At 71.7% G+C, this 22,479-nt stretch carries 18 protein-coding genes (1 of these 18 running past the window's edge); 8 read left to right on the forward strand and 10 right to left on the reverse strand.

Annotation, left to right across the window (positions count from 1 at the left end; genetic code table 11):
* The 4 genes from BN6_RS29955 to BN6_RS29970 all read left to right on the forward strand — a co-directional run.
* Positions 1 to 850 carry the 3' portion of a lycopene cyclase family protein gene (locus BN6_RS29955; protein ID WP_015103582.1) on the forward strand. 233 nt of this gene lie to the left of the window's left edge, so only the last 850 of its 1,083 coding nucleotides appear in the window; the start codon falls outside the window, past its left edge; the stop codon is at positions 848 to 850.
* 42 nt (positions 851 to 892) lie between these two features.
* Entirely contained in the window at positions 893 to 2,596 is a 1,704-nt protein-coding gene (locus tag BN6_RS29960; RefSeq protein ID WP_015103583.1) for a GGDEF domain-containing protein, read from the forward strand.
* 90 nt (positions 2,597 to 2,686) lie between these two features.
* Entirely contained in the window at positions 2,687 to 3,805 is a 1,119-nt protein-coding gene (locus BN6_RS29965) for a carboxylate-amine ligase (protein WP_015103584.1), read from the forward strand.
* A 29-nt stretch (positions 3,806 to 3,834) separates the two neighbouring features.
* Positions 3,835 to 4,800 (forward strand): hypothetical protein, encoded by a 966-nt coding sequence (locus tag BN6_RS29970; RefSeq protein WP_015103585.1) that lies wholly within the window; start codon positions 3,835 to 3,837, stop codon positions 4,798 to 4,800.
* A 489-nt stretch (positions 4,801 to 5,289) separates the two neighbouring features.
* Here BN6_RS29970 and BN6_RS29980 read toward each other — a convergent pair whose 3' ends face one another.
* The 8 genes from BN6_RS29980 to BN6_RS30015 are packed head-to-tail and all read right to left on the reverse strand — an operon-like array spanning position 5,290 to position 11,974.
* Complete coding sequence (locus BN6_RS29980) at positions 5,290 to 5,706, reverse strand: metal-sulfur cluster assembly factor (protein ID WP_015103587.1); 417 nt, start codon at positions 5,704 to 5,706, stop codon at positions 5,290 to 5,292.
* A complete protein-coding gene (gene sufU / locus BN6_RS29985) occupies positions 5,703 to 6,146 on the reverse strand; it encodes a Fe-S cluster assembly sulfur transfer protein SufU (RefSeq protein ID WP_015103588.1) in 444 nt (147 codons plus the stop codon). The genes BN6_RS29980 and sufU overlap by 4 nt, the downstream gene beginning before the upstream one ends.
* On the reverse strand, positions 6,147 to 7,427 hold the full coding sequence (locus BN6_RS29990; RefSeq protein ID WP_015103589.1) for a cysteine desulfurase: 1,281 nt from the start codon (positions 7,425 to 7,427) through the stop codon (positions 6,147 to 6,149).
* Positions 7,428 to 7,475: 48 nt separating this feature from the next.
* Positions 7,476 to 8,249 (reverse strand): Fe-S cluster assembly ATPase SufC, encoded by a 774-nt coding sequence (gene sufC / locus BN6_RS29995; RefSeq protein WP_015103590.1) that lies wholly within the window; start codon positions 8,247 to 8,249, stop codon positions 7,476 to 7,478.
* A 51-nt stretch (positions 8,250 to 8,300) separates the two neighbouring features.
* The gene (locus BN6_RS30000; RefSeq protein ID WP_015103591.1) at positions 8,301 to 8,633 is read right to left on the reverse strand and encodes a non-heme iron oxygenase ferredoxin subunit; all 333 of its coding nucleotides are present in this window, start codon (positions 8,631 to 8,633) and stop codon (positions 8,301 to 8,303) included.
* Positions 8,630 to 9,802: a Fe-S cluster assembly protein SufD gene (gene sufD, locus BN6_RS30005; RefSeq protein WP_015103592.1), complete on the reverse strand. Its 1,173-nt coding sequence runs from the start codon at positions 9,800 to 9,802 to the stop codon at positions 8,630 to 8,632. The genes BN6_RS30000 and sufD overlap by 4 nt, the downstream gene beginning before the upstream one ends.
* A gap of 1 nt (position 9,803) precedes the next feature.
* On the reverse strand, positions 9,804 to 11,249 hold the full coding sequence (sufB, locus tag BN6_RS30010; protein WP_015103593.1) for a Fe-S cluster assembly protein SufB: 1,446 nt from the start codon (positions 11,247 to 11,249) through the stop codon (positions 9,804 to 9,806).
* The gene (locus tag BN6_RS30015; RefSeq protein WP_051075795.1) at positions 11,246 to 11,974 is read right to left on the reverse strand and encodes a helix-turn-helix transcriptional regulator; all 729 of its coding nucleotides are present in this window, start codon (positions 11,972 to 11,974) and stop codon (positions 11,246 to 11,248) included. Before BN6_RS30015 ends, sufB begins: the two co-directional genes overlap by 4 nt.
* 95 nt (positions 11,975 to 12,069) lie before the next feature.
* On the opposite strand from BN6_RS30015, the gene mptB reads away from it, so the two are divergent.
* Together mptB and BN6_RS30025 are read left to right on the forward strand one after the other, a co-directional pair.
* Positions 12,070 to 13,653: a polyprenol phosphomannose-dependent alpha 1,6 mannosyltransferase MptB gene (mptB, locus tag BN6_RS30020; RefSeq protein WP_015103595.1), complete on the forward strand. Its 1,584-nt coding sequence runs from the start codon at positions 12,070 to 12,072 to the stop codon at positions 13,651 to 13,653.
* 277 nt (positions 13,654 to 13,930) lie between these two features.
* Positions 13,931 to 17,596 (forward strand): patatin-like protein, encoded by a 3,666-nt coding sequence (locus BN6_RS30025; RefSeq protein ID WP_015103596.1) that lies wholly within the window; start codon positions 13,931 to 13,933, stop codon positions 17,594 to 17,596.
* A 361-nt stretch (positions 17,597 to 17,957) separates the two neighbouring features.
* Here BN6_RS30025 and BN6_RS30030 read toward each other — a convergent pair whose 3' ends face one another.
* Both BN6_RS30030 and BN6_RS30035 read right to left on the reverse strand, forming a co-directional pair.
* Positions 17,958 to 19,976: a glycosyltransferase gene (locus BN6_RS30030; RefSeq protein ID WP_015103597.1), complete on the reverse strand. Its 2,019-nt coding sequence runs from the start codon at positions 19,974 to 19,976 to the stop codon at positions 17,958 to 17,960.
* A complete protein-coding gene (locus tag BN6_RS30035; RefSeq protein WP_015103598.1) occupies positions 19,973 to 20,593 on the reverse strand; it encodes a DUF998 domain-containing protein in 621 nt (206 codons plus the stop codon). Before BN6_RS30035 ends, BN6_RS30030 begins: the two co-directional genes overlap by 4 nt.
* A 173-nt stretch (positions 20,594 to 20,766) precedes the next feature.
* Between BN6_RS30035 and BN6_RS30040 the strand changes: the two genes are divergently transcribed.
* Positions 20,767 to 21,702, forward strand: a complete 936-nt coding sequence (locus tag BN6_RS30040; protein ID WP_231904786.1) for an ABC transporter ATP-binding protein — start codon at positions 20,767 to 20,769, stop codon at positions 21,700 to 21,702.
* On the forward strand, positions 21,699 to 22,475 hold the full coding sequence (locus BN6_RS30045; protein WP_015103600.1) for an ABC transporter permease: 777 nt from the start codon (positions 21,699 to 21,701) through the stop codon (positions 22,473 to 22,475). Before BN6_RS30040 ends, BN6_RS30045 begins: the two co-directional genes overlap by 4 nt.
* Positions 22,476 to 22,479 lie beyond the last annotated feature (4 nt).

The raw sequence follows: 22,479 nt of genomic DNA on the forward strand, positions 1-22,479 counted from the left end.
GGACAACGAGCGGTTGCGACGGTTGCCCGACGACGTGCGGGTGGTGCGGGGCCTGGTGGCCGAGCGGGGTCGGCGGCACGTGGTGTTGCGTGACGGGCGTGTCCTGCGGGCGGGCCTGGTGGTGGACGCGACCGGCGCGTCGGGCCGGGTGGCGCAGCACGCGGTGGGTGTGGTGGTGGCTGCCGAGCAGGCGTTGCCATTCGTGGTGGACGACGAGGCGCTGGTCATGGATTGGCGCAGACCACCGGACGCGGGCTCGCCGGACCCGACGTTCCTGTACGCGATCCCGATGCCGGGCGGCGGTGTGTTGTTGGAAGAGACGTCGCTGGCGCGTGGCCCGGGGCTGCCGTTGCCGGAGCTGCGGTTGAGGCTGCGCGCACGCCTTGCGGCGCACGGGGTCGCGCTCCCCCACGACGAGGAACGGGTGCGGATACCGTTGGCGGCACGGCCTCGGCGCGGCGCGTTCGGGGCGGCGGCGGGGCTGGTGCACCCGGCGACCGGGTACAGCGTGGCGGAGGCGTTGGCGCTCGCGCCGGAGGTGGCGCGGGCGATCGCGGACGGGGTGCCGGTGGACCGGGTGGTGTGGCCGGCGCGGGCCAGGGCGGTGCACGCGCTGCGCCGGTACGGCCTGGCCGCGCTGCTGGTGATGCGGCCCGACCAGGTGCCGGAATTTTTCGACCTGTTCTTCCATTTGCCCGAGAATAAGCAACGAATGTATCTCAGTGGGCGCTCCGACCTGCACGGAACGGTTTCGGCGATGTCCGCTCTGTTCCGAACGGCGGACTGGCGGATGCGCGCTCGATTGGCATTCACCGTGCAGCCGGCCAAGGCTGTGAGAACTCCTGGTTAACGGTCTGGGCAAGACAAGATCGACCGGGCAGGATCTGGTGACGTGCCCGCTTTGCTGGATGACGTTCGCTTCGCCTTCCAGCCGCTGTTCAACCTCAACACCGGAGGGGTCGTCGCGGTCGAGGCACTGGCCCGCCCGCACGACGGCAGCGTGCAGGATCTACTCCGCATGGCGTTCCGTGCGGGGTATTTGGCGAACACCGATGTGGCCCTCGCCTGCCGTGCGATCCGCAGCGCGGCTGATCACGACTTCACCCTGCCGCTGCACGTGAACCTGCTCGCGATGACCATCGCGGACAAGTCCGAGCACATGGCTCCGCTGTACGCGGCGCTGCGCGACGCAGGTCGTCCCACCGCCAACCTGGTGATCGAGGTCGGCACGCCGTACTCGCGCGCGCCGCGCCACCGACTCGTCAAGGGTCTGGACCGGCTGCGCCAGGACGGGTTCAAGATCGGCCTGGACGGGGTCGGCGAGGGCGACGCCCCGCTGTCGCTGCTGGCCGAGGTGCAGCCCGAGGTGGTGAAGCTGGACCGCGAGGTGGTCCAGGAACTGGTCGACGACCCGGCGCGGTTCGCGCTGGTGCAGGGCTTGCAGCACCTGTGCGAGGCGACCGGTTCGCTGATCGTCGCCGAGGGCGTGGAGACCGAGCCGCAGCTCGCGGCGCTGCGCCGGCTGGGGGTGCGGCTGGCGCAGGGCAACCTGCTGGCCGCCGCGCAACGCCGGCCGAAGATCAACGCGACCATCTCGACCGTGCTCAGCGAGGTCAACGACCCCGAGGCGGCGACCAAGACGACCACCAAGCCGCTGCGCCGCAAGCCCGGTCCGAAGGTGACCGACTTCCTGCACCCGGCGACGACCCTGCCCGAGTCCGCGACCTCGGAGGACGTCCGGGACGTGCTGGCCACGCAGCCCACCGTGACCGGGGTCGTGCTGGTGGACGACGACGGCCGCCCGACGTGGACGGTGGACCGCAACCGGTTCCTGCTCGCGGTCACCGGGCCGTTCGGGCACGCGCTGCACGCCAAGCGGGAGGCGGCGCGGCTGGCCGACCCGCCCCGGGTGATCGGGGCCGGGTCCACGGCGATGGAGATGCTCGACGTGGTCGCGCACACCAACCGCGAGCGCACCAACGACGACCTGGTGGTCGTGGACGACGACGACCGGTGCGTGGGTGTCGTGCGGGTGGCCGACGTGGTGCGCGGCATCGCGGAGATGAAGGTCGAGCAGGCCGCGGCGCTGAGCCCGCTGACCCGGCTGCCCGGCAGCGACTCGATCGCGCGCGAGGTCGACCGGCGGATCCTGTCCGGCGAGATCTTCGCCGTGGGGTGGCTCGACGTCGACGCGTTCAAGCGGGTGAACGACTCGGTGGGGTTCGCCGCCGGTGATGACCTGATCAGGGCGTTAGGGCGTAAGCTGACCGAAGGTGCGACGGCGTTCCCCGGGATTCAGGTGGGGCACGTCGGTGGCGACGACTTCCTGGTCGTCGCGGGGCTGAACGAGGTCGTGCCTTACGCGGCGGGTGTATTGGATACGCCGTTTGACGCAGAGGGACACGCGGTAACCCTGTCGCTGGCGACGCTGGTGTGCGCGGCCGGGTCGGTGGGGTCCTACCGGGAGGTGTCCCGCCTGCTGGCGCCGTTGAAGGAGCACGCGAAGTCGTTGCGCGGCAACAGTTGGGTGCTGGGCCGTCCGGGCAGCGACCACGTGGACGTGCTGCGCGGCGGCGCGCATTTGGCGGTCAGCTAGCCGGACCGGAAGTTCACCGCAACGATGCATGTGCACCCGCGCTGATCACTCATAGCATCAGGATGACTACCCACCGCAGGGAGGCCCCTGGTGAGCGAAGTCGACGTCAGCGCGCTGCCGCGTCCGCGAACCGAGTTCGACCCCGCGTTGTCAGTCGGCGTGGAAGAGGAGTTCCTGCTGGTGGACGCGGTCACCGGGGCTCTGTCGCCGGTGGCGGGCGAAGTGCTGGGTGACGCGGACGGCGTGCTGGACCTCCAGTCCGAGATGACCCGCTACCAGGTGGAGAGCGCGACCGCGGTGTGCTGGTCGATGGACGAGGTGCGCGAGCAGCTCGTGCTGTCCCGGCGCGCCCTCGGCGACCTGGCCAAGGGGCACGACGCGCGGATCGTGGCCACCGGCACCCCGGTGCTGGGCGGCAGCCGGCCGCCGCCGTTGACCGACCGGCAGCGGTACCGGGACATCGAGCACCGGTACGGGTCGCTGATCGACGCGCTGACCATCTGCGGGTGCCACGTGCACATCGGGATCCCGGACGAGGAGACCGGCGTGCTGATCTCCAACCACCTGCGGCAGTGGCTGCCGGTGCTGCTGGCGATCAGCGCGAACTCGCCGTTCTCGGAGGGGCGTGACACGGGGTACGCGAGCTGGCGGTACCTGTCGTGGAGCCCGTGGCCGTCGGCCGGCGCGCCGCCGTGGTTCGCCTCCGTGGAGGACTACCACCTGGGCACGCGCACGTTGCGGACGTCCGGGGCGGCGATGGACACCGGGATGATCTACTGGGACGTGCGGCTGTCGGCCAGTCACCCGACCGTGGAGCTGCGGGTGTGCGACGTGGCGGCGACCGTCGAGGAGGCGGTGCTGATCGCGGCGATCGCGCGGGCCATCGCGGTGGTCGCGGTGTCCGGGGCGGCGGCGTTCCCGGTGTCGGACCTGGCGTTGCGGGCGGCGTTGTGGCGTGCCGCGCGGGACGGGGTCGAGGGGGCGGGGGTCGAGCCGCACACCGGGCGGTTGGTGGCGGCGGCGGACCTGGTGCGGACGTTGGTGGAGTGGATTCGGCCGGCGTTGCGGGCGTGCGGGGACGAGGCGTTGGTGGACGACGGGGTGGGACGGCTGTTGCTGGACGGGTGCGGGGCGACCCGACAGCGCCGGGCGTTCACTCGTCGGGGTGAACTTGCCGACGTGGTGGCGATGTTGGTGGCGCAGACCTGACTCCGCCGCTTGATCTTAGACTCCGGGTCGTGGACGACGTCGTGCTCGGATCGGTGACCTGCCCGTCCGGGCACCTCGTGCTGGTGGACGGCGGTTACCTGCGGTTGTGGTCCGCGCAGCGGTCGCCGGACGAGTCCGGCGGTGACGCGGCGGTCGACTTCGAGGTCGTCGGGTCTGACGCTGACGCCGCGGCGCGGTCCTTCGACCACCAGGCCGGGCGCAGGCTGTACGACATCCCCGAGCACGCGGTGGTGCCGTTCACCGCGAAGTTCGACGAGCACTGCCGGGCGGGTGGGTTCGGTGCTTCGCTGCGGCCGTTCCCCCGTCGGGTGCCGCACCGCGACCGGGTGCGGCACGCGCTCGAGGCGGGTGATCCGGAGTTCCTGATCACCGGAGTGCCGGTCGTGCCGATCGGTGGTGTGCCGACCGGTCGGGCGCTGCGGGTCGTGGCCACGCGCGGCCAGTGGGGGTGGGCCCGGATTCGGATCGAGCTCGGCGGCGGGACGGTGGTGGAGCGGCGCCCGTTGGGGACGATCAGGGTCGACCACGCCCGGTTCGCCTTCGCCGACGCGGACGCGCTCGGGTCGTGGGTGCACGACGATCCGCTCGACGGGCTGGCCGACGTCGTGTTCTGGGGTGGGGACGAGGACGCGATCGCCGAGGAGTTCGAGGCCCGGCGCACGAGGACGCCGGGCGACGACACCTTCGGCTGGGTCGATCTCCCGGTCCGGGAGGCGTACCGGCTGGCGGTGGCCTTGGAAGAGCGGCGCGGCGTCGCGCCGGAACGCAGGTTCGCCGTCGACTTCCGGCCGCACTCGCACCACTGGCAGGCGATGCGGGCCGTCCGGGCGAGCGAGCACGAGGCCGCGACCCTGGCGGTGGGCGGTGCCGACGTGATGCTGGCGATGACGTCGGTCGGCGACGGCTTCTTCCCCGCCCACCTCGACGTGGACGCGGCGGGCGCGCCGGTCGCCGTCGAGATCGACCTCTCGTAGTACGGGTCGGGGCAGCACGACGGCCGCCCCGATGTCGTCGCTACCTCTTGTATTCGGCGTGGAACGCGTGGAACGCGGGCGACGTTGGCCACGAAGGCGATCGACTTGCCGTCCGCGATGTGGAGCAGGGTGAGCGGGAGGCCCAGCGCGGTGACGTTGCCGGCGAAGCGAGCGCTCCGCGCGTTCCTCGGCGAGGGCGTCGACCTTGGGCGCCGCGACGAGGGGTGCGGCGGACAGCAGCGCGTGGGCGTACTCCGGTCGGATCGTAGAGGCTGATCATCGCTTCGACGTCGGCGGCGTTCAACACCTCACCCGTTCGCTGCACGTGGACGCGGTGCAGTTCACCTGCGGGGACGGGTCCGTGGAGTTGCTGTTCACACCGGAGGCGTTGCGGTTGATGAAAGCGGGTGGGTGATCGGGGCCGGGAACGCCGACAGCGGCCGCCGTGGTGGGCGACCGCTGTCGAGGGTGGTGCGAAAAGCCGGAGAGCTAGACCGTGAAGCCGAGGGCGCGGAGTTGTTCGCGGCCGTCGTCGGTGATCTTCTCGGGGCCCCACGGGGGCATCCAGACCCAGTTGATGCGGAAGTCGTTGACGATTCCGCCGCCGGGACCGCCGGTCAGGGCGGTGCGGGTCTGGTCTTCGATGACGTCGGTCAGCGGGCACGCCGCCGAGGTCAGGGTCATGTCGATCAGCGCGACGTTGTCGTCGTCCACGCGGATGTCGTAGACCAGGCCGAGGTCGACCACGTTGATGCCCAACTCCGGGTCGACCACGTCGCGCATGGCCTCTTCGAGGTCGTCCAGGCTGGGCAGGTCGGCCTTCGGCGCGGGCGGTTCGGGCATGCCCTCCACGCCGCGGACCACCTCGTCGGTGTGTTCCGCGGTCGAGCCTTCTGGGGTGGTCATGCTGTTGCTCCTTCGCTGCGGGCCACCGCGTCCTTGAAAGCCATCCAACCGAGCAGCGCGCACTTCACCCTGGCCGGGTACTTGGCCACGCCGGCGAACGCGATGCCGTCTTCCAGCACGTCCTCATCGGGCTCGACCTTGCCGCGACCCTGCATGAGCTCGACGAACGCGTCCAGCTTCTGGAACGCCTCCCCCACCGGCCTGCCGACCACCAGGTCGGTCAGCACCGAGGTCGACGCCTGGCTGATGGAGCAGCCCTGGCCGTCGTAGGAGACGTCCGCGACCTTGTCGCCGTCCAGCTTCACCCGGAGCGTGACCTCGTCACCGCAGGTCGGGTTGATCTGGTGGGACTCGGCGTCGAACGGGTCGCGCAGGCCGCGCCCGTGCGGGTTCTTGTAGTGGTCCAGGATGATCTCCTGGTACATCTGCTGAAGCTGCACCTACGCCACCACCCCGAAGAACTTCTGGGCTTCGCGCACGCCCTCCACCAGGGCGCGCACCTCGTCCAGCGTGTTGTACAGGTAGAAACTCGCGCGCACGGTCGCGGCGGCGCCGAGCCGCCGGTGCAGCGGCCACGCGCAGTGGTGGCCGACGCGGACCGCGATGCCGAGGCTGTCCAGGACCTGGCCGACGTCGTGGGCGTGGATGCCCTCGACCACGAACGACACGGCACCGCCGCGGTCCTGCGTGTCGAGCGGGCCCACGATCCGGACGCCGGGGATCTCCGCCAGGCCGCGCAGGGCCGCCTCGGTGAGCACGTGCTCGTGCGCGGCGACCCTGTCCATGCCGATCTCGCTCAGGTAGTCCACGGCCGCGCCGAGCGCCACCGCCTGCGAGGTCATCGGCACGCCGGCCTCGAAGCGCTGCGGCGGCGGGGCGAACGTGGAGCTCGCCATCTGCACCATCTCGATCATCGACCCGCCGGTGAGGAACGGCGGCAAGGTCTCCAGCAGCTCACGGCGTCCGTAGAGGACACCGACGCCGGACGGGCCGAGCATCTTGTGGCCGGAGAACACCGCGAAGTCCACGCCCAGCGCCCGGAAGTCGACCGGGCCGTGCGGCACCGACTGGCACGCGTCCAGCACGGTGAGCGCGCCGACCGCCCGCGCCCTGTCCACGATGGACCGGACCGGGTTGACGGTGCCGAGCACGTTGGACTGGTGGGTGAGCGCGACGACCTTGGTCCGCCCGGTGATCAGCGAGTCCACGTCGGACAGGTCGAGCCGGCCCTCGTCGGTCACGCCGAACCAGCGCAGGGTCGCCCCGGTCCGCTGCGCCAGCTGCTGCCACGGCACAAGGTTCGCGTGGTGCTCCATCTCGGTCACGACGATCTCGTCGCCGGGGCCGATCCGGAACCGCTCGGCCTCGGGGCCGGCGACCGAGGCGTTGCCCATCGCGTACGCGACCAGGTTCACGCCCTCGGTGGCGTTCTTGGTGAACACGATCTCGCCGAAGTCGACGCCCACGAACGCGGCGATCTTCGCCCGCGCGCCCTCGTAGGCGTCGGTCGCCTCCTCGGCGAGCTGGTGCGCGCCGCGGTGCACGGCGGCGTTCGCGGTCTCCAGGAACGCGCGCTCGGCGTCGAGGACCTGCCTCGGCCGTTGCGAGGTGGCGCCGGAGTCCAGGTAGACCAGCCGCTTGCCTTCCCGCACGGTGCGGCCCAGGATCGGGAAGTCCGCGCGCACGGTAGCGACGTCCAGTGGAGCAGCGGTGGTGGTCACAGCTCCGACGCCTCCTCTCGAACTGTTGAACACACGACTAGGACAACGTCAGCCGACCTTGGCGGCTTCCTGCACACCCGCGTACTTCACGTAACCGTGCTCTTCGAGCTGGTCGGCCAGCTCGCGGCCGCCGGACTCGACGATCCGGCCGTTCGCGAACACGTGCACGAAGTCGGGCTGGATGTACTTGAGGATCCGGGTGTAGTGGGTGATCAGCATGACCCCCGCCTCACCGGACTCCTTGAACTTGTTGACGCCCTCGGAGACCACGCGCAGCGCGTCGACGTCGAGGCCCGAGTCGGTCTCGTCCAGGATCGCGATCTTCGGCTTGAGCAGCCCGAGCTGCAGGATCTCGTGGCGCTTCTTCTCGCCGCCGGAGAAGCCCTCGTTGACCGAGCGCTCGGCGAAGGCCGGGTCGATGTCCAGGTCGGCCATCGCGCCCTTGACCTCCTTCACCCAGTGCCGCAGGGCCGGGGCCTCGCCGCGCACGGCGGTGGCGGCGGTGCGCAGGAAGTTCGACATCGAGACGCCGGGGACCTCGACCGGGTACTGCATGGCGAGGAACAGGCCCGCGCGGGCCCGCTCGTCCACGCTCATCTCCAGCACGTCCTCGCCGTCGAGGGTGACGGTGCCGGAGGTGATCCGGTACTTGGGGTGCCCGGCGATGGCGTAGGACAGGGTGGACTTGCCCGACCCGTTCGGACCCATGATCGCGTGCGTCTCGCCGGCCTTGATGGTCAGGTCGACGCCCTTGAGGATCTCCTTGGACGTCTCGTCGGTGGTGACCGAGACGTGCAGGTCCTTGATCTCCAGAGTGGCCATGTGGTGCTCAGTTCTCCTGGTGTGCCGCCCGGGGTGGGAGCGGCTCGGAAGTCAGTTCGTGGTGGCGTTCAAGGTGGCGGTGACGTCCACGTAGACGTCGCCGTCACGGATGTCGACGGCGAAGACGTCGACCGGTTCCGTCGCGGGCGGGGACGAGGGGCGGCCGGTGCGCAGGTCGAAGCACGACCCGTGCAGCCAGCACTCGACGCCCTTGCGGGTCACGTCGCCCTCGGACAGCGCGACCTCCGCGTGCGAGCAGAGGTCGCGCAGCGCGTGGACGGACCCGCCGTCGCGGACGAGCAGGACCGGGGTGTACTCGTCGCCGACCTCGAACGCGACCGGCTTGCGGTCGTCCAGGTCGGTCAGCGAGCACACCCGGATCACACGCCCACCGCTTCCAGCTCCGCCTCGATCGCGGCTTCCAGGCGCTCGCGCACCTCGGGGACGGCGATCTTGAGCAGGATCTCGTGGAAGAAGCCGCGCACGACCAGCCGGCGGGCCTGCTCCTCCGGGATGCCCCGGGCCTGCAGGTAGAACAGCTGCTCGTCGTCGAACCGGCCGGTGGCGCTGGCGTGGCCCGCGCCCTCGATCTCGCCGGTCTCGATCTCCAGGTTCGGCACCGAGTCGGCGCGCGCGCCGTCGGTGAGCACCAGGTTCCGGTTGAGCTCGAAGGTCTCGGTGCCCTCGGCCGCCGCGCGGATCAGCACGTCGCCGATCCACACGGTGTGCGCGTCCTCGCCCTGCAGCGCGCCCTTGTAGACCACGTTGCTGCGGCAGTTGGACACCGCGTGGTCGATGAACGTGCGGTGCTCCAGGTGCTGGCCGGCGTCGGCGAAGTACAGGCCCAGCAGCTCGGCGTCGCCGCCGCGCCCGGTGTAGGTGACCACCGGGGTGAGCCGGACCAGGTCGCCGCCCAGGGTGATGACGGTGTGCTTGAACGTCGCGTCGCGGCCCAGCTTCGCGTGGTGCGCGGAGACGTGCACGGCGTCGTCGGCCCAGTCCTGGATCGCCACGACCGTCAGGTGCGCGCCGTCGGCGACGACGAACTCCACGTTGTCGGCGTACGCGCCGGACCCGCGGTGGTCGATCACCACGACGGCCTCGGCGAACTGCTCGGCCCGGACCTGGAGGTGGCCGTAGGCGACCTCGCCCTTGCCCGCGCCGGTCACCGTGACGGTGGTCGGCTCGACCTTGGTGTCCTTGGGCAGGGTGATCACCGTGGCCTCGGCGAACGAGTTCCACGCCTGCGCCGCGATCCGGTCCGCCGGCGTGCCGGCGGTGCCCAGGCGCTCGTCGCCCCGGGCGGCGGTCTCGACCCGGACGCCCTCGGCCGCCTTGACCTCGACGGTGGCGGTGCCCGTGGCGGGCACGCCGGTGTGCAGGCCGGCCAGGCGCTTCATCGGGGTGAAGCGCCAGATCTCCTCACGGCCGCCGGGCACCTCGAACGCGTCCACGTCGAACGACGCGAAGTGGTCCGCGCGCGACGAGATCGGGGCGCCCGCGCCGTGGGAGTGGGCCGTCAGGCCGTGCTGGTCTTGAGTGGTGACGGCCATGTCAGCCGACGGCCCCTTCCATCTGCAGCTCGATCAGGCGGTTCAGCTCGAGGGCGTACTCCATGGGGAGCTCGCGCGCGATGGGCTCGACGAACCCGCGCACGATCATCGCCATGGCCTCGTCCTCGTTGAGGCCGCGGGACATCAGGTAGAACAGCTGGTCCTCGGACACCTTCGAGACCGTGGCCTCGTGGCCCATCGACACGTCGTCCTCGCGGACGTCGACGTAGGGGTAGGTGTCGGAGCGGCTGATGTTGTCGACCAGCAGCGCGTCGCACTTGACCGTGGACTTCGAGTGGTGCGCCCGCTTGTTGACCTGCACGAGCCCCCGGTAGGAGGTCCGGCCGCCGCCGCGCGCCACCGACTTCGACACGATCGTGGACGACGTGTGCGGCGCCATGTGGACCATCTTCGCGCCGGCGTCCTGGTGCTGGCCCTCGCCCGCGAACGCGATGGAGAGCACCTCGCCCTTGGCGTGCTCGCCCATCAGGAACACGGCCGGGTACTTCATGGTGACCTTGGAGCCGATGTTGCCGTCGATCCACTCCATGGTCGCGCCCTCTTCGGCCTTGGCGCGCTTGGTGACCAGGTTGTAGACGTTGTTCGACCAGTTCTGGATGGTCGTGTAGCGGCAGCGGCCGCCCTTCTTCACGACGATCTCCACGACCGCGGAGTGCAGCGAGTCCGAGGAGTAGATCGGGGCGGTGCAGCCCTCGACGTAGTGCACGTACGCGCCCTCGTCGACGATGATCAGGGTGCGCTCGAACTGGCCCATGTTCTCGGTGTTGATCCGGAAGTAGGCCTGCAGCGGGATCTCGACGTGCACGCCCTTCGGCACGTAGATGAACGAGCCGCCGGACCACACGGCCGAGTTCAGCGCGGAGAACTTGTTGTCACCCGAGGGGATGACGGAGCCGAAGTACTCCTTGAAGAGCTCCGGGTGCTCCTTGAGGCCGGTGTCGGTGTCGAGGAAGATGACACCCTGCTTCTCCAGCTCCTCGTTGATCTTGTGGTAGACCACCTCGGACTCGTACTGGGCGGCGACACCGGAGACCAGGCGCTGCTTCTCCGCCTCCGGGATGCCCAGCTTGTCGTAGGTGTTCTTGATGTCGTCCGGGAGGTCTTCCCAGGTCGCGGCCTGCTTCTCGGTCGACCGGACGAAGTACTTGATGTTGTCGAAGTCGATCGCCGAGAGGTCCGAACCCCAGGTCGGCATCGGCTTGCGGTCGAACAACCGCAGCGCCTTGAGCCGGAAGTCCAGCATCCACTCCGGTTCGTCCTTCTTCGCCGAGATGTCCCGAACGACGTCCTCGTTCAGGCCACGACGGGCGCTCGCGCCTGCCACGTCCGAGTCCGACCAGCCGAACTCGTAGTTGCCGATGCTCGCCAGGGTCTCTTCCTGGGTGAGCGGGGCTGTGGTGGTGCGCTGCTCGGCAGCGGCAGTCATGCGGGCTCCCCTCCATCTGAAGGTCGGGTGTCGGTCTCGCCGACGGTGATCGGGGGTGGGTTCGGGATGTGGGTCGTGCACACGGCGTCGCCGCGGGCGATCGTCGCCAGCCGCTGCACGTGGGTGCCGAGCAGGTCGGCGAACGCCGCCGTCTCGGTCTCGCACAGCTGCGGGAACTCGGCGGCCACGTGCGCGACCGGGCACAGGTGCTGGCAGAGCTGCTCGCCCGCCCCCACGTGTCGCGCCGAAGCAGCGTAGCCCTCCCTGGTCAGGGCGACCGCGAGGGCCTTGGCCCGCTCGGCCGAGTCGGGTTGCGCCACGATGGCCGCCCGGTGCTGGTCGACGAGTGCGGAGACCCGGCGCTCGGCGAAGGCTCGTACCGCCTCCTCCCCGCCCTGTTCGGCGAGGAACCGCAGTGCGGCCACGGCGAGGTCGTCGTAGGCGTGCCCGAAGCGGGCCCGCCCCTGCTCGGTCAGCAGGAACAGCTTGGCCGGGCGACCCCGACCCCGCTGACCCCGGCGCGGGGCCTCCCTGTCGACCGCCTCACCGTCGGCGACCAGCGCGTCGATGTGCCGGCGCACCGCCGTCGGGCTCAGGCCCAGCTGCTCCGCGACCGAGACCGCGGCGATCGGGCCCTGCTCCAGCAGCAGGCGTGCGACGGCGTGCCGGGTGCGGCCGTCGTGCCCAGCCGGCACGGCGGTCGAGTCGCTCCCGACGTTTTTCACAACACCAGTGTTGCTTATTTCGCCGGCGCTCGCAAAGATCGGCCCGGATCGGGTGACCCGACTCACGTGCGCAGGCCGGTCGCTACCCTTCGGGCGTGACGGCGGGCGGATTGGCGATGGCGGACCGGGACGGGATAGGCGAGGCAGCGCCGCTGGACACCCGTGAACGGCGGCAGCTCGACATCATCCGCCGTTGGGGCACGGTCGGCGCGCTGCTGATGTTCGTCGGCTCGCTGGGCGCGGGCGCGGCACCGGTGTTCAGCCCGCTGCCCGGCACGCCGGTGCTGGGGCTGTTCCCCCGCATGTCGACCGCCTCGATGGCCGTCGTGTGGACCGGCGTGTTCCTGGTCGTGTCGGCGTGGCTGTGGCTGGGCAGGTTCGCCCGGCCGGGCCGGCCCCGCCTCGTGTCGCGCAGCCAGCTCGACCGCACGCTGCTGATGTGGATCACCCCGCTGGTGTTCGTCCTGCCGATGTTCAGCCGTGACGTGTACAGCTACCTCGCGCAGTCGCAGATCGCCGCGAACGGGCAGGACCCCTACGAGCTGGGGCCGCAGAGCGCGCTCGGCGTCGACCACCCGTTGACGACCAACGTGCCCAACATCTGGCGTGAGACACCGGCGCCTTACGGGCCGCTGTTCCTCGCCATGGGGCGTGTCATCTCGATGGTGACCGGCGACAGCGTGCTGCCGGGCGTGTTCCTGCACCGGATGCTCGTGCTCGTCGGCCTGGGGATGATCGTGTGGGCGCTGCCCCGGCTCGCGCGGCGCTTCGGCGTGCCGCCGGTGAGCGCGCTGTGGCTCGGCGCGGCCAACCCGCTGGTGCTGTTCCACCTGGTCGTGGGCGTGCACAACGAGGGCCTGGCGATCGGGCTGATGCTGGTCGGGCTGGAACTGGCGTTGCGCAAGATGCCGGTGGTGCCGGGGTCGCCGATGACCCGGGAGGAACTGCTGTGGATCGCGCTCGGTGCGACCATGATCACGTTCGGGGCGGCGGTGAAGATCCCCGCCGCGCTGGCCCTCGGGTTCCTCGGGGTGATGATCGCGCGGCGGCTCGGCGGGTCGTTCTGGGACCTGGTCAAAGCCGCGTTGCTGCTGGGCGTGGTGTCCGGGGTGGTGATGGTCGGGACGTGCCTGGGGACCGGGTTGGGCTTCGGGTGGATCTCGACGCTGAACGTCGCGGGGACCGTGAAGAGCTGGATGTCGCCGCCCACCGCCATGGGGTTCATGGGCGGCGGGCTGGGGTTGGCGCTCGGGCTGGGCAACCACACGGATTCGATGATCGCGTTGATGCGGCTGGTGACGCAGGCCGTGTCGGTGTGGATCGCGGGGTTGCTGCTGTGGAAGGCGTTCAAGGGGCGGATCAAGGCGGTCAACGGGCTGGGTGCCGGGTTGGGCGCCGTGTTGGTGCTCGGGCCGGTGCTGCAGCCCTGGTACGTGCTGTGGGCGGCGTTGCCGTTGGCGACCGCGGTGCTGGCCAAGCGGTTCCGGCTGTTCGCCATGGCCACCAGTGCGGTGGTCGCGGTGGTGCTGCCGCCTACGGGGGCGGCGTTCGACGGGCGGGCTTACATCGTTCCGCAGGCCGTGGCGGCTTCGGTGATCGCGTTCCTGCTGTGCGTGTTCGTGGCGCGCAAGCAGGTGATGCCGTTGATCAGGCGGGATCCGGTGCCGGACGCGGCTTGATGCCGTCGGTCGGGCGAGGTCCACGGCTTTCACGACCGACCAGCTCGTCGACCGGGAGCCGGTGGAGCACTCTGGCCCGGCCGACCGGCCGTCCCGCGTCCTGGTGCCGGCTGCGAAGGGGCGGGCGGACTTCGAGGCGTGGGTGTGGGCCGCGGGGAGGTGGGCCGGTGGGGTGGGGCGGGGGCCCTAATCCGATCGGGGCGTAACCCGGTGGTTCCGGCGGGCGACTTATCGGTACCTGGGAAGATCGCCTGCGCGTCCGGGGAGGGAGCGTGTGATGGCCGACGTGCCTCGTGAGCAGATCCGGTTTGCCGTTGTGCTCAACGGTGGGGTCAGCCTTGCTGTGTGGATGGGGGGCGTGGTCCTCGAACTCGACCGGCTCACCCGAGGGGACGGGGTGTACGCCGATCTGCTGGACCTGGTCGGCAGCACCGCCCGCGCGGATGTGATCACCGGGACCTCGGCGGGTGGGATCAACGGGGCCGCGTTGGCGTTGTCGCAGGTCAACGGGAACGCCAAGCTGGAGCGGCTGCGTGACCTGTGGGCCGAGCAGGGGCGGATGGAGCAGCTGCTGCGCACGCCGTTCCGGGGGTCCCCGGTGTCGCTGCTCAAGGGCGACGAGTTCTTCCTGCCCCGGCTGCACGAGGCGCTGGACCGGCTGACCACCGACTTCTCCCCCACCCCGGCCGACGAGCGGCCGGTCGACCTGCGGATCACCACCACCTTGCTCGGGGGCGTGCCGACGGTCACCCACGACGACCTCGGGCAGGCCCTCGTCCAGTCCTCCTACCAGGGCAGCTTCTCCTTCCGGCGGGAACCCGGCGGGCGGGACGACTTCACCGCCGACCGACTGCCGACGCTGGTGGACCGGATGGCGTTGGCGGCCCGGTCGTCGGCTTCGTTCCCGTTCGCGTTCGAACCCTCTTACGTGCCCGTGGGCCCGGAGACGAACAACGGGCGGCCCAACATGGCCGATGTCGCCTCGTGGGCCAACGGGGCCGACAACCGGTCGCGGTACGCGGTGGACGGCGGGGTGCTGGTCAACACGCCGACCAAGGAGGCGTTGGAGGCCATCGACCGGATGCCCGCCGAAGGGCCCGTGCGGCGGGTGATGCTCCTGGTCTTCCCGCACGCCAAGGAGGACGCGGACGCGCCCACCGCCCCCGTCGACGGGAAGCCGCCCAGCACGATCGGCACGGGCGCGCGCCTGCTCAGCGCGTTGACCAGCCAGAGCGGGCGCACCTACGTCGAACGCATCGAGGAGCACAACCGGCTGGCCGCGTCACGGCGCGGCGGGCGCAGCGCGCTGCTCGACCGGCTCGCCGCGAGCGGGTCCGTCGTCGGCAAGCTCTACGCGCTCGCCGCGACCTTGCACGACCACTACGAGGACATCCGGATCCGGCACGCCGCCCGGGACGTCACCAGCCGGCAGTTCGAGGTCCCCGGGGCGAACGCGGCCGGGTGGACCTTCGAGCGGGTGCGGGCCTCGGCGGAGGCCGCGCAGCGGTCCTACCTCGCGAAGTGGGGCGGGCTGCCTTACGTGCCCAACCGGCCGCAGCCCGCGACGCTGCCCGAGCACGGCTGGCCGTGGGGCATCGGGATGGCCGAACGGCTCGCCGCCGCCGCGATGGACCTGCTCAAACGGCTGGTCTGGGTGGTTTCGGAGGACCTGTCGGGCGGGTCGCGGCTGGCGCAGGCCCGCACCAACCTCTACGAGCTGCGCACCGGGCTGCGGGCGGCGCGCGCCGAGCTGGACGGGCAGTGGACCACCGGCGAGAAGCAGGCGTTGAACCAGGAGTACTGGGAGGGCCGGGTCGAGGCGTTCGCGGCCGGGATGCTGCCGGCCGCGTCCGGCGACTCGGTCGGGCAGCGGGTGCGCGCCCAGGTGGACCGGATCGCCGGGATCCTCGCCGACGCGCGGGACGTGCTCGACGGGCTCGACGAGGACCGGGTGGCGATGGCCGGGGTGGCGTCGTGGCGCAAGCTGCTGGTCGAGCCGCGCACCGACGAGGAGACCGCGGCCGGGCTGCTGGGCAACGACCTGTGGCTGTCGCGGGTGCTCGCGCTGGAGGTCGCGGTCACCTGCCTGGCCGACGACTCGCGCAGCGGCATGGACCAGGCGGTCGACCTGGTGCAGATCAGCCTCCAGACGCGCAACGCGTTCGCCGACCACAGCACCACCCCCGACGACAAGGCCGGCGGCGCGTCGCTGAGCCGGTTCTCCGGGTTCCTGAAGCGGTCGTGGCGGGTCAACGACTGGATCTGGGGGCGGGTGGACGGCGCGACCATGCTGTGCAAGGTCGTGTTCGACCCGAAGCGGCTGTTGCGGATCGACCGGCTGACGCCGTCGGGGTCCTCGGCCGCCGAACGGGCCCGGGAACGGGTCGGGCACCTGGTCGGCAAACTGTTCGGAGAGGGGCTGCCCGCGTCGCTCCAGCCGGTCGTGGAGCGCGCGGTCGAGGAGTTGACCGCGCTGTACGGGAGTTCGGCCGGTGACCACCCGCCGACCTGCGAGGCGCTGGCCGAGCTCGCCGCGTGGGGCCTGCACGTGCGGATCATCTGCGAGGAGCTGCCGGCGCTGCGGGCGTCGATCCTGGCCGACCGCAACGAGGGCGCGGACCGGCGGTCGCGCGGCGAGCTGTTCCTGGAGGAGCAGGCGGTGCTGCTGGCGCGCCTGCCGGTGCGCACCGACGCGCAGCGGGTCGAGATCGGGATGGAGGCGCTGGCCGCGTTCGACCGGGCCGGGATCGGGCGGGAACCGCTGTCCCAGGAGGCATCCAGCGACCAGGTGATCCGGACCGCGGCGACCGCGGCGGCGGTGGCGATCACCGTGGCGGACAGCGAGAACTCCGGTCTCGGACCGGCGAAACCGCTGACCCGGACGTTGCGCGGGGCGGCGCTGCTGCCCTACTGGACGATCACCGGGCTGACCCGGGGCGGGCGGTTGGCGCAGTTCCTGGGCCTGCTCGGGTTCGCGCTGGGCGGGGCGCTGCTGGTGCTGGCGCTGTTCGACCTGCTGCCGCCGTGGGCGGTCGGCCCGGCGGCGGCGTTCGGCAGCGCCACGCTGCTGGCCGCGTTCGGGTACGCCGCGCTGCGCACCGGCACGCTGCTGCACGGCCTGGTGCTGCTCTCGCCGGTGATCCCGCTGACGGCGGTCGCGGTGGACCGGACGCGGATCGCGATGGCGTCGGGCGTGACCGAGGAGCAGGGCGTGACCGGCATGGTCGCCCTGGGCGGGGTGGTGCTGGTCGTGCTGGGGCTGCTGGTGATCGGCAGCCTGCCCGCGCCGGTCGGGACGCCGCTGGCGGTGCTGAAGAAGATCCGGCTGCGGCCGCGCCTGCTGGTGCGGATGGTGGTGGTGGCCGGGATCGTGGCCGGGATCTGGGCCGTGGTGCGCTACCGGCTCTACGACGTCGACGCGACGCTCGTCGTGATCGGCACGGCGGTGGCGATCGTGTTCGGTGCGACGGTGTCGCTGCGGCTGGGCCGGTCGTTGCAGCGGTGGCGGCAGATCGACGGCGTGTGGGACACCGAGAACGCCGAGCCGCCCGCGGCCGCGACCGCCGGGTGGGCCGCCGTGTACGGGTCGGTGCTGCTGGTGATCGGCGCGGCCGTGCAGGTGTTCACGCTGCGGTTCGTCGGCTGGGAGGCGGTGCTGGCGACGGCGCTGTCGTTCGGCCTGGTCCTGCTGCTGGTGACCACGTGGTGGGTGCCGTTGAAGGCCCGCCGGCGGATCACCCGCAACCTGGTGGAGCAGGCGTCGTTCGTCGACTTCGGCGGCAACGTGGCGGCCGGTCTGCTCAAGCGCCTCGAAGGGCACGCGATGCTGTTCCGCTTCCTGACCACCGTGGACGGCCACGGCCACCCGGTGCTCGGTCCGGCCGGCCTGCGGGTGGCCCAGCGCATCGCCCACCTGCAGGCCACCGGCGAGGACGACGACTGACCCGCCTGGCGCGGGGGACTGTCCTGACCCGGTCCCCGGAAACCTGCGGTTCTTCCGGGAACGCCACCTTCGCGGACAGCTCCAGGTTCTCGGCCCGCAGACGTTCCCACTCGCCGAGCCCGGACGTGTCGCAGGACTCGGCCGGGCGGCCTTCGGTCTGCGCCGCAGGGCTTCCTCGCCCTCTCGCCAGTACGACCTCGTACGTGAACGACCGCTTGCCCGGTCTCGTCACCAGCGGCCTCCCGCTGCCGCTCGGACAACGAACTGCGTGGATGCGACGAACCACTCCCCGGACAGTCGGAACTGGATTCCAGCCCAACTTCCGGGGAGCGGTTCCTCCCCCCGCCGCCCCCTCGCCAGGTCAGGCCGCCAGCGCCGGGCGCGCCACCGCGGGCACGCCCATCGCCCGCGCGTAGAGCGCCTCGAACTTCTCCAGCGTCGCCTCGATCGCGTGCGACCCGATCAGCTCCAGGCTCGCCGCGCCCATCCGGGCCGTCACGGTCGGGTCGGCGAGCACCGAGTGCAGGCGGTCCGCCAGGCCCGACACGTCGCCGGGGGTGAACAGCCAGCCGTTGCGGCCCGGCCTGCACAGGTGCGGCAGCGCCATCGCGTCGGCCACCACGACCGGCTTGCCCGCCGCCATGGCCTCCATCGTCGCCAGGCTCTGCAGCTCGGCGATCCCCGGCATGCAGAACAGGTCCGCGCCGGTGTAGGCGTCGAGCAGCTCCTCCTCGTCCACGAAACCGCGGAAGCGCACCCGCTCGGCGATGCCGAGGTCCCGGGCCAGCAGCTCCCACTCCGCGCGGCACGAGCCGTCGCCGACGATGTCGGCGTGCAGGCGGGGCACCAGGGCCACCGCGCGCAGCAGCTCGTCGACCCGCTTCTCCTCGTCCAGCCGGCCCACGAACAGCACCGTCGGGCCGTCGTTGGTGCGCACCGCCGGGCGCAGCCGGTAGCGGTCGATGTCGATACCGCAGGACACCGCCACCGCCCGCGGCGGGAAACCGTTGTCGTGCAGCAACTGCACCGCGCGCGGGGTCGGCGCGGTCACCACGTCCGCGACGCCGAACACCCGGCCCAGGTCGCGCCACGCCCACCGGGACGCCAAGCCCTGCAACCACTGCGGGCAGCGGGCGTGGCCGAACAGGTTCTCCGGCATGAAGTGGTTGGTGGCCACCGTGGGGATGCCCATCTCGGCCGCCTGCCGCACCACGTACCGGCCAACCACGAAGTGCGCCTGGACGTGCACCAGGTCCGGCTTCAGCTCCTCCAGCAGCGCCCGCACGTCCTTGCGCACCTGCCACGGCAGGCCGATCCGGAACGTGCGGTGGAACGGCGTCCGGTGCGACCGCAGCCGGTGGACCGTGATGCCGTCCACGTGCTCGGTGCGGGCCCTGCCCTCCGGGTCGACCGCGATCACGTGCACATCGTGGTCCCGTCCCGCCAGGCCGGTGGCCAGCCGGTGGGCGAACCGAGCCGCGCCGTTGACGTCCGGCGGGAACGTCTCAGCGGCGATCACGATCCGCATGGCGCGTCCGTCGTACACAGTGGTCTCCGATCTCAGAGGTGCAGGAGGGTTTTGCGTGCGGGCCAGCGCGACCACGCCGCCGATGGCGACGACGGCGCAGGCGAGTTCGGCCAGGGCGACGAGCCCGCTGGTCCGGGTGGCCTCACCGAGCAGCCCCGCGCCGATGCCGACGGCGACGAGCGGGTCCACCACGGTCAGGCAGGCCACCGCCAGGTGCGGCGGCCCACTGGCATAGGCGTGCTGGATGAACCAGCCGCCGACGAGCAGGGAGACGGCGATACCCACCGTCGACAGGGCGGTGGTCAGGTCGATCCGGCCGGACTGGACGTCCTGGGACACCGAGCGCATGAGCACCGACACGTAGCCGTAGGCGACACCGCCCGCCGCGCCGAAACCCAGCCCCCGCACCACGGGCCTGGTCGAGAGCACGCCGAGCAGCACGGGCGCGGCGATCAGGCCCAGCACCAGCAGACCGGCGGTGAGCTCCGCCTCCGGCACGACCGGGGTCGCGGTGGCGCTGCCCGCCGCCAGGAACACGAACGCCCCCACGCCGAACGTCGTCAGCGCCACGGCGGGCAGTTCGCGCCGGCGGCCGTCGAGCACCGTCGTGATGCCGATCGCCAGCACCCCGACCGGCTGCACGACGCTCAGCGGGGCCATGCCCAGCGCCACCGCGTGCAACCCGGCACCGGCCACCAGCAGCACCAGACCGGCCAGCCACCGGGGCCGGCGCAGCAGGTCCAGCACCCGCAACGCGCCCTCGGTGGCGCGCACCGCGTCGTGCTGCAACCGCGCGGCGAACGCGAAGAACACCGCGCCCACCACGGCGAGCAGGACCGCGAGCCACGTCACGACCGCGCCTCCCGCCGGGCGACCGCGGCGGCCAGCGCGAACAGCAGGCCGTACAACAGGGCGAACAGCAACCGCTCGAAAAGACCGAGCAGCACCGCGCCCTGGTAAGTCAGCGTCACGTGGCTCACCATGAATGCGACCGACGTGATCCCCGAGGCCACCGAAAAACGACGCACAGTGGTACTGGAAATGAACTGCCGGGAAATCAGCCAACCGGCCAGCGGCAGGCTCGCGAACATCACCGCCCCCGCGTACCGGTGCACCGCACCGGACACCGAGGTCGGCGTGCCGGTCGGGTCGGTCGGGAACACCGCGGCCACCGCCAACCCCGCGGCCCACAGCGCCATCAGGATCGCCACCGGCCCCCGCCTCGGCAAACCCCGCCGCACCAGCACCGCCAGCAGCGCGACCGACGCCGCGGCCAGGGACAGCGCGGTGACCGCCAGCAGCCCGCTGCCGTTGGCGACGAAGATGTAATCGCTGATCGTGTGGCTGATCGGGCTAAGCTCGCCGACCGACGCCACGTGCAGGTAAACAATCGGGAACAGCGACAGGACAAGGCCCGCAACAGCCAGCGGCAGCACCGCTGCCCGTCTTTTCCCCCGGATCTCCGCCACACCGGAATCTTGGCCGGAAAACCTCGTCCGGAACTATCCGGATTGCCCCCTAGGTGACCCTGAGGTGTCCCCGACCACCCTGGTGGGGCCAGCCCCACCACCAAGTGGCGCGCACCCCACCACCGGGACCCCACCACCGGCACCGCCCGGCACACGGCTTAGGCTCTGCCGTCGTGAGCCCGCACCCCCAGCACCCTGCCGTGGAAGTGTCCGGGCTGGTCAAGCGATACGGCTCCGTCGTCGCGGTGAACGGCCTCGACCTCACCCTGGACCGCGGCGCCGTGCTGGCGCTGCTCGGCCCCAACGGCGCCGGCAAGACCACCACCGTCGAGGTGTGCGAGGGCTTCCGCAAAGCCGACGGCGGCCAGGTCCGAGTGCTCGGCCTGGACCCGCGCGCACCGGAACTGCGCCCGCGCATCGGCGTGATGCCGCAGGGCGGCGGCGGCTACCCCGGCGTCCGCGCCGACGAGATGCTCCGGCTGGTCGCCGCGTGCGCCGCGAACCCGCATGATCCCGCGTGGCTGTTGGAGATCCTCGGCCTGACCGGCGTCGGCCGCACCCCCTACAAGCGGCTCTCCGGCGGCCAGCAGCAGCGGCTCTCGCTGGCCTGCGCCCTGGTCGGCCGACCGGAACTGGTGTTCCTGGACGAACCCACCGCCGGCATGGACCCGCAGGCCCGCCGACTGGTCTGGGACCTCGTCGCCGCCCTGCGCGCCGACGGCGTCAGCGTCCTGCTCACCACCCACCTCATGGACGAGGCCGAAGCGCTCGCCGACCACGTCGTGATCGTCGACGCGGGCCGCGTGGTCGCCGCCGGCACCCCCGAAGAGCTCACCGCGCGCACCGCCGACGACGAGCAGCAGCTGCGGTTCCGCGCCCGACCCGGCCTCGACCTCACCCTGCTCACCGGCGCGCTGCCGGAAGGGATGCGGGTGCGCGAGGCGACCCGCGGCGGGTACCTGGTCGAAGGCCGCATCGACCCGCAGGTCGTGTCCACCGTGACGTCCTGGTGCGCCCAGCAGGGCGTGCTGGCCGAGGAGTTGACCGTGGCGAAACGCAGCCTGGAGGACGTGTTCCTCGACCTGACCGGACGGGAGCTCCGGTCATGACGTTCGCCCCCGGCACCTTCACCCCCGCACCCGGCCGCGGCCCGCTGGCGCGGATGCTGGTCACCCAGGCCCGCACCGAAACCGTGCTGACCCTGCGCAACGGCGAGCAGATCCTGCTCACCGTCCTCATCCCGGTCGCGCTGCTGGTCGCGCTCGCCACGATGTCGGTCATCCCGATGCCCGACCCCCGGGTCGGCTCGGCCGTCGCCCGGATCCTCGCCCTCGCGGTGATCTCGTCGGCGTTCACCGGCCAGGCCATCGCACTCGGCTTCGACCGGCGCTACGGCGTCCTCAAGCGCCTGGCCGCCACCGCGCTGCCCCGCTGGCTGCTGGTCGGCGGCCGGATCGCCGCCGCGCTCGCCGTGGTCGCCGTGCAGGTCGTGATCATCGCGGTCACCGCGCTGCTGCTCGGCTGGGACCCGCCCCCGCTCGGCGGACTCCTGTGGGTCGTCGTGCTGCTCGTGCTCGGCACCCTCTCGTTCGGCGCGCTCGGCGTGCTGCTCGGCGGGGCGCTGCGCGCGGAGATCGTCCTGGCACTGGCCAACATCATCTGGTTCGTGCTGCTGCTCATCGGCGGCGTCGCCCTCGGCGTGGACAGCCTGCCCGGCTGGCTGGCCACCGTGGTCGAACTGCTCCCGTCGGCGGCACTGGCCGAAGGCCTGCACACCGCCATCGTGGACGGCGGCGCGCCGGGCCTGCGACAGGTGCTCGTGCTGCTCGGCTGGGGCGTCGCCGCCGCCGCGCTCGCCACCCGCACCACGAAGCTGAGCTGACCAC

Source organism: Saccharothrix espanaensis DSM 44229 (assembly GCF_000328705.1).
GTDB classification, from domain to species: domain Bacteria; phylum Actinomycetota; class Actinomycetes; order Mycobacteriales; family Pseudonocardiaceae; genus Actinosynnema; species Actinosynnema espanaense.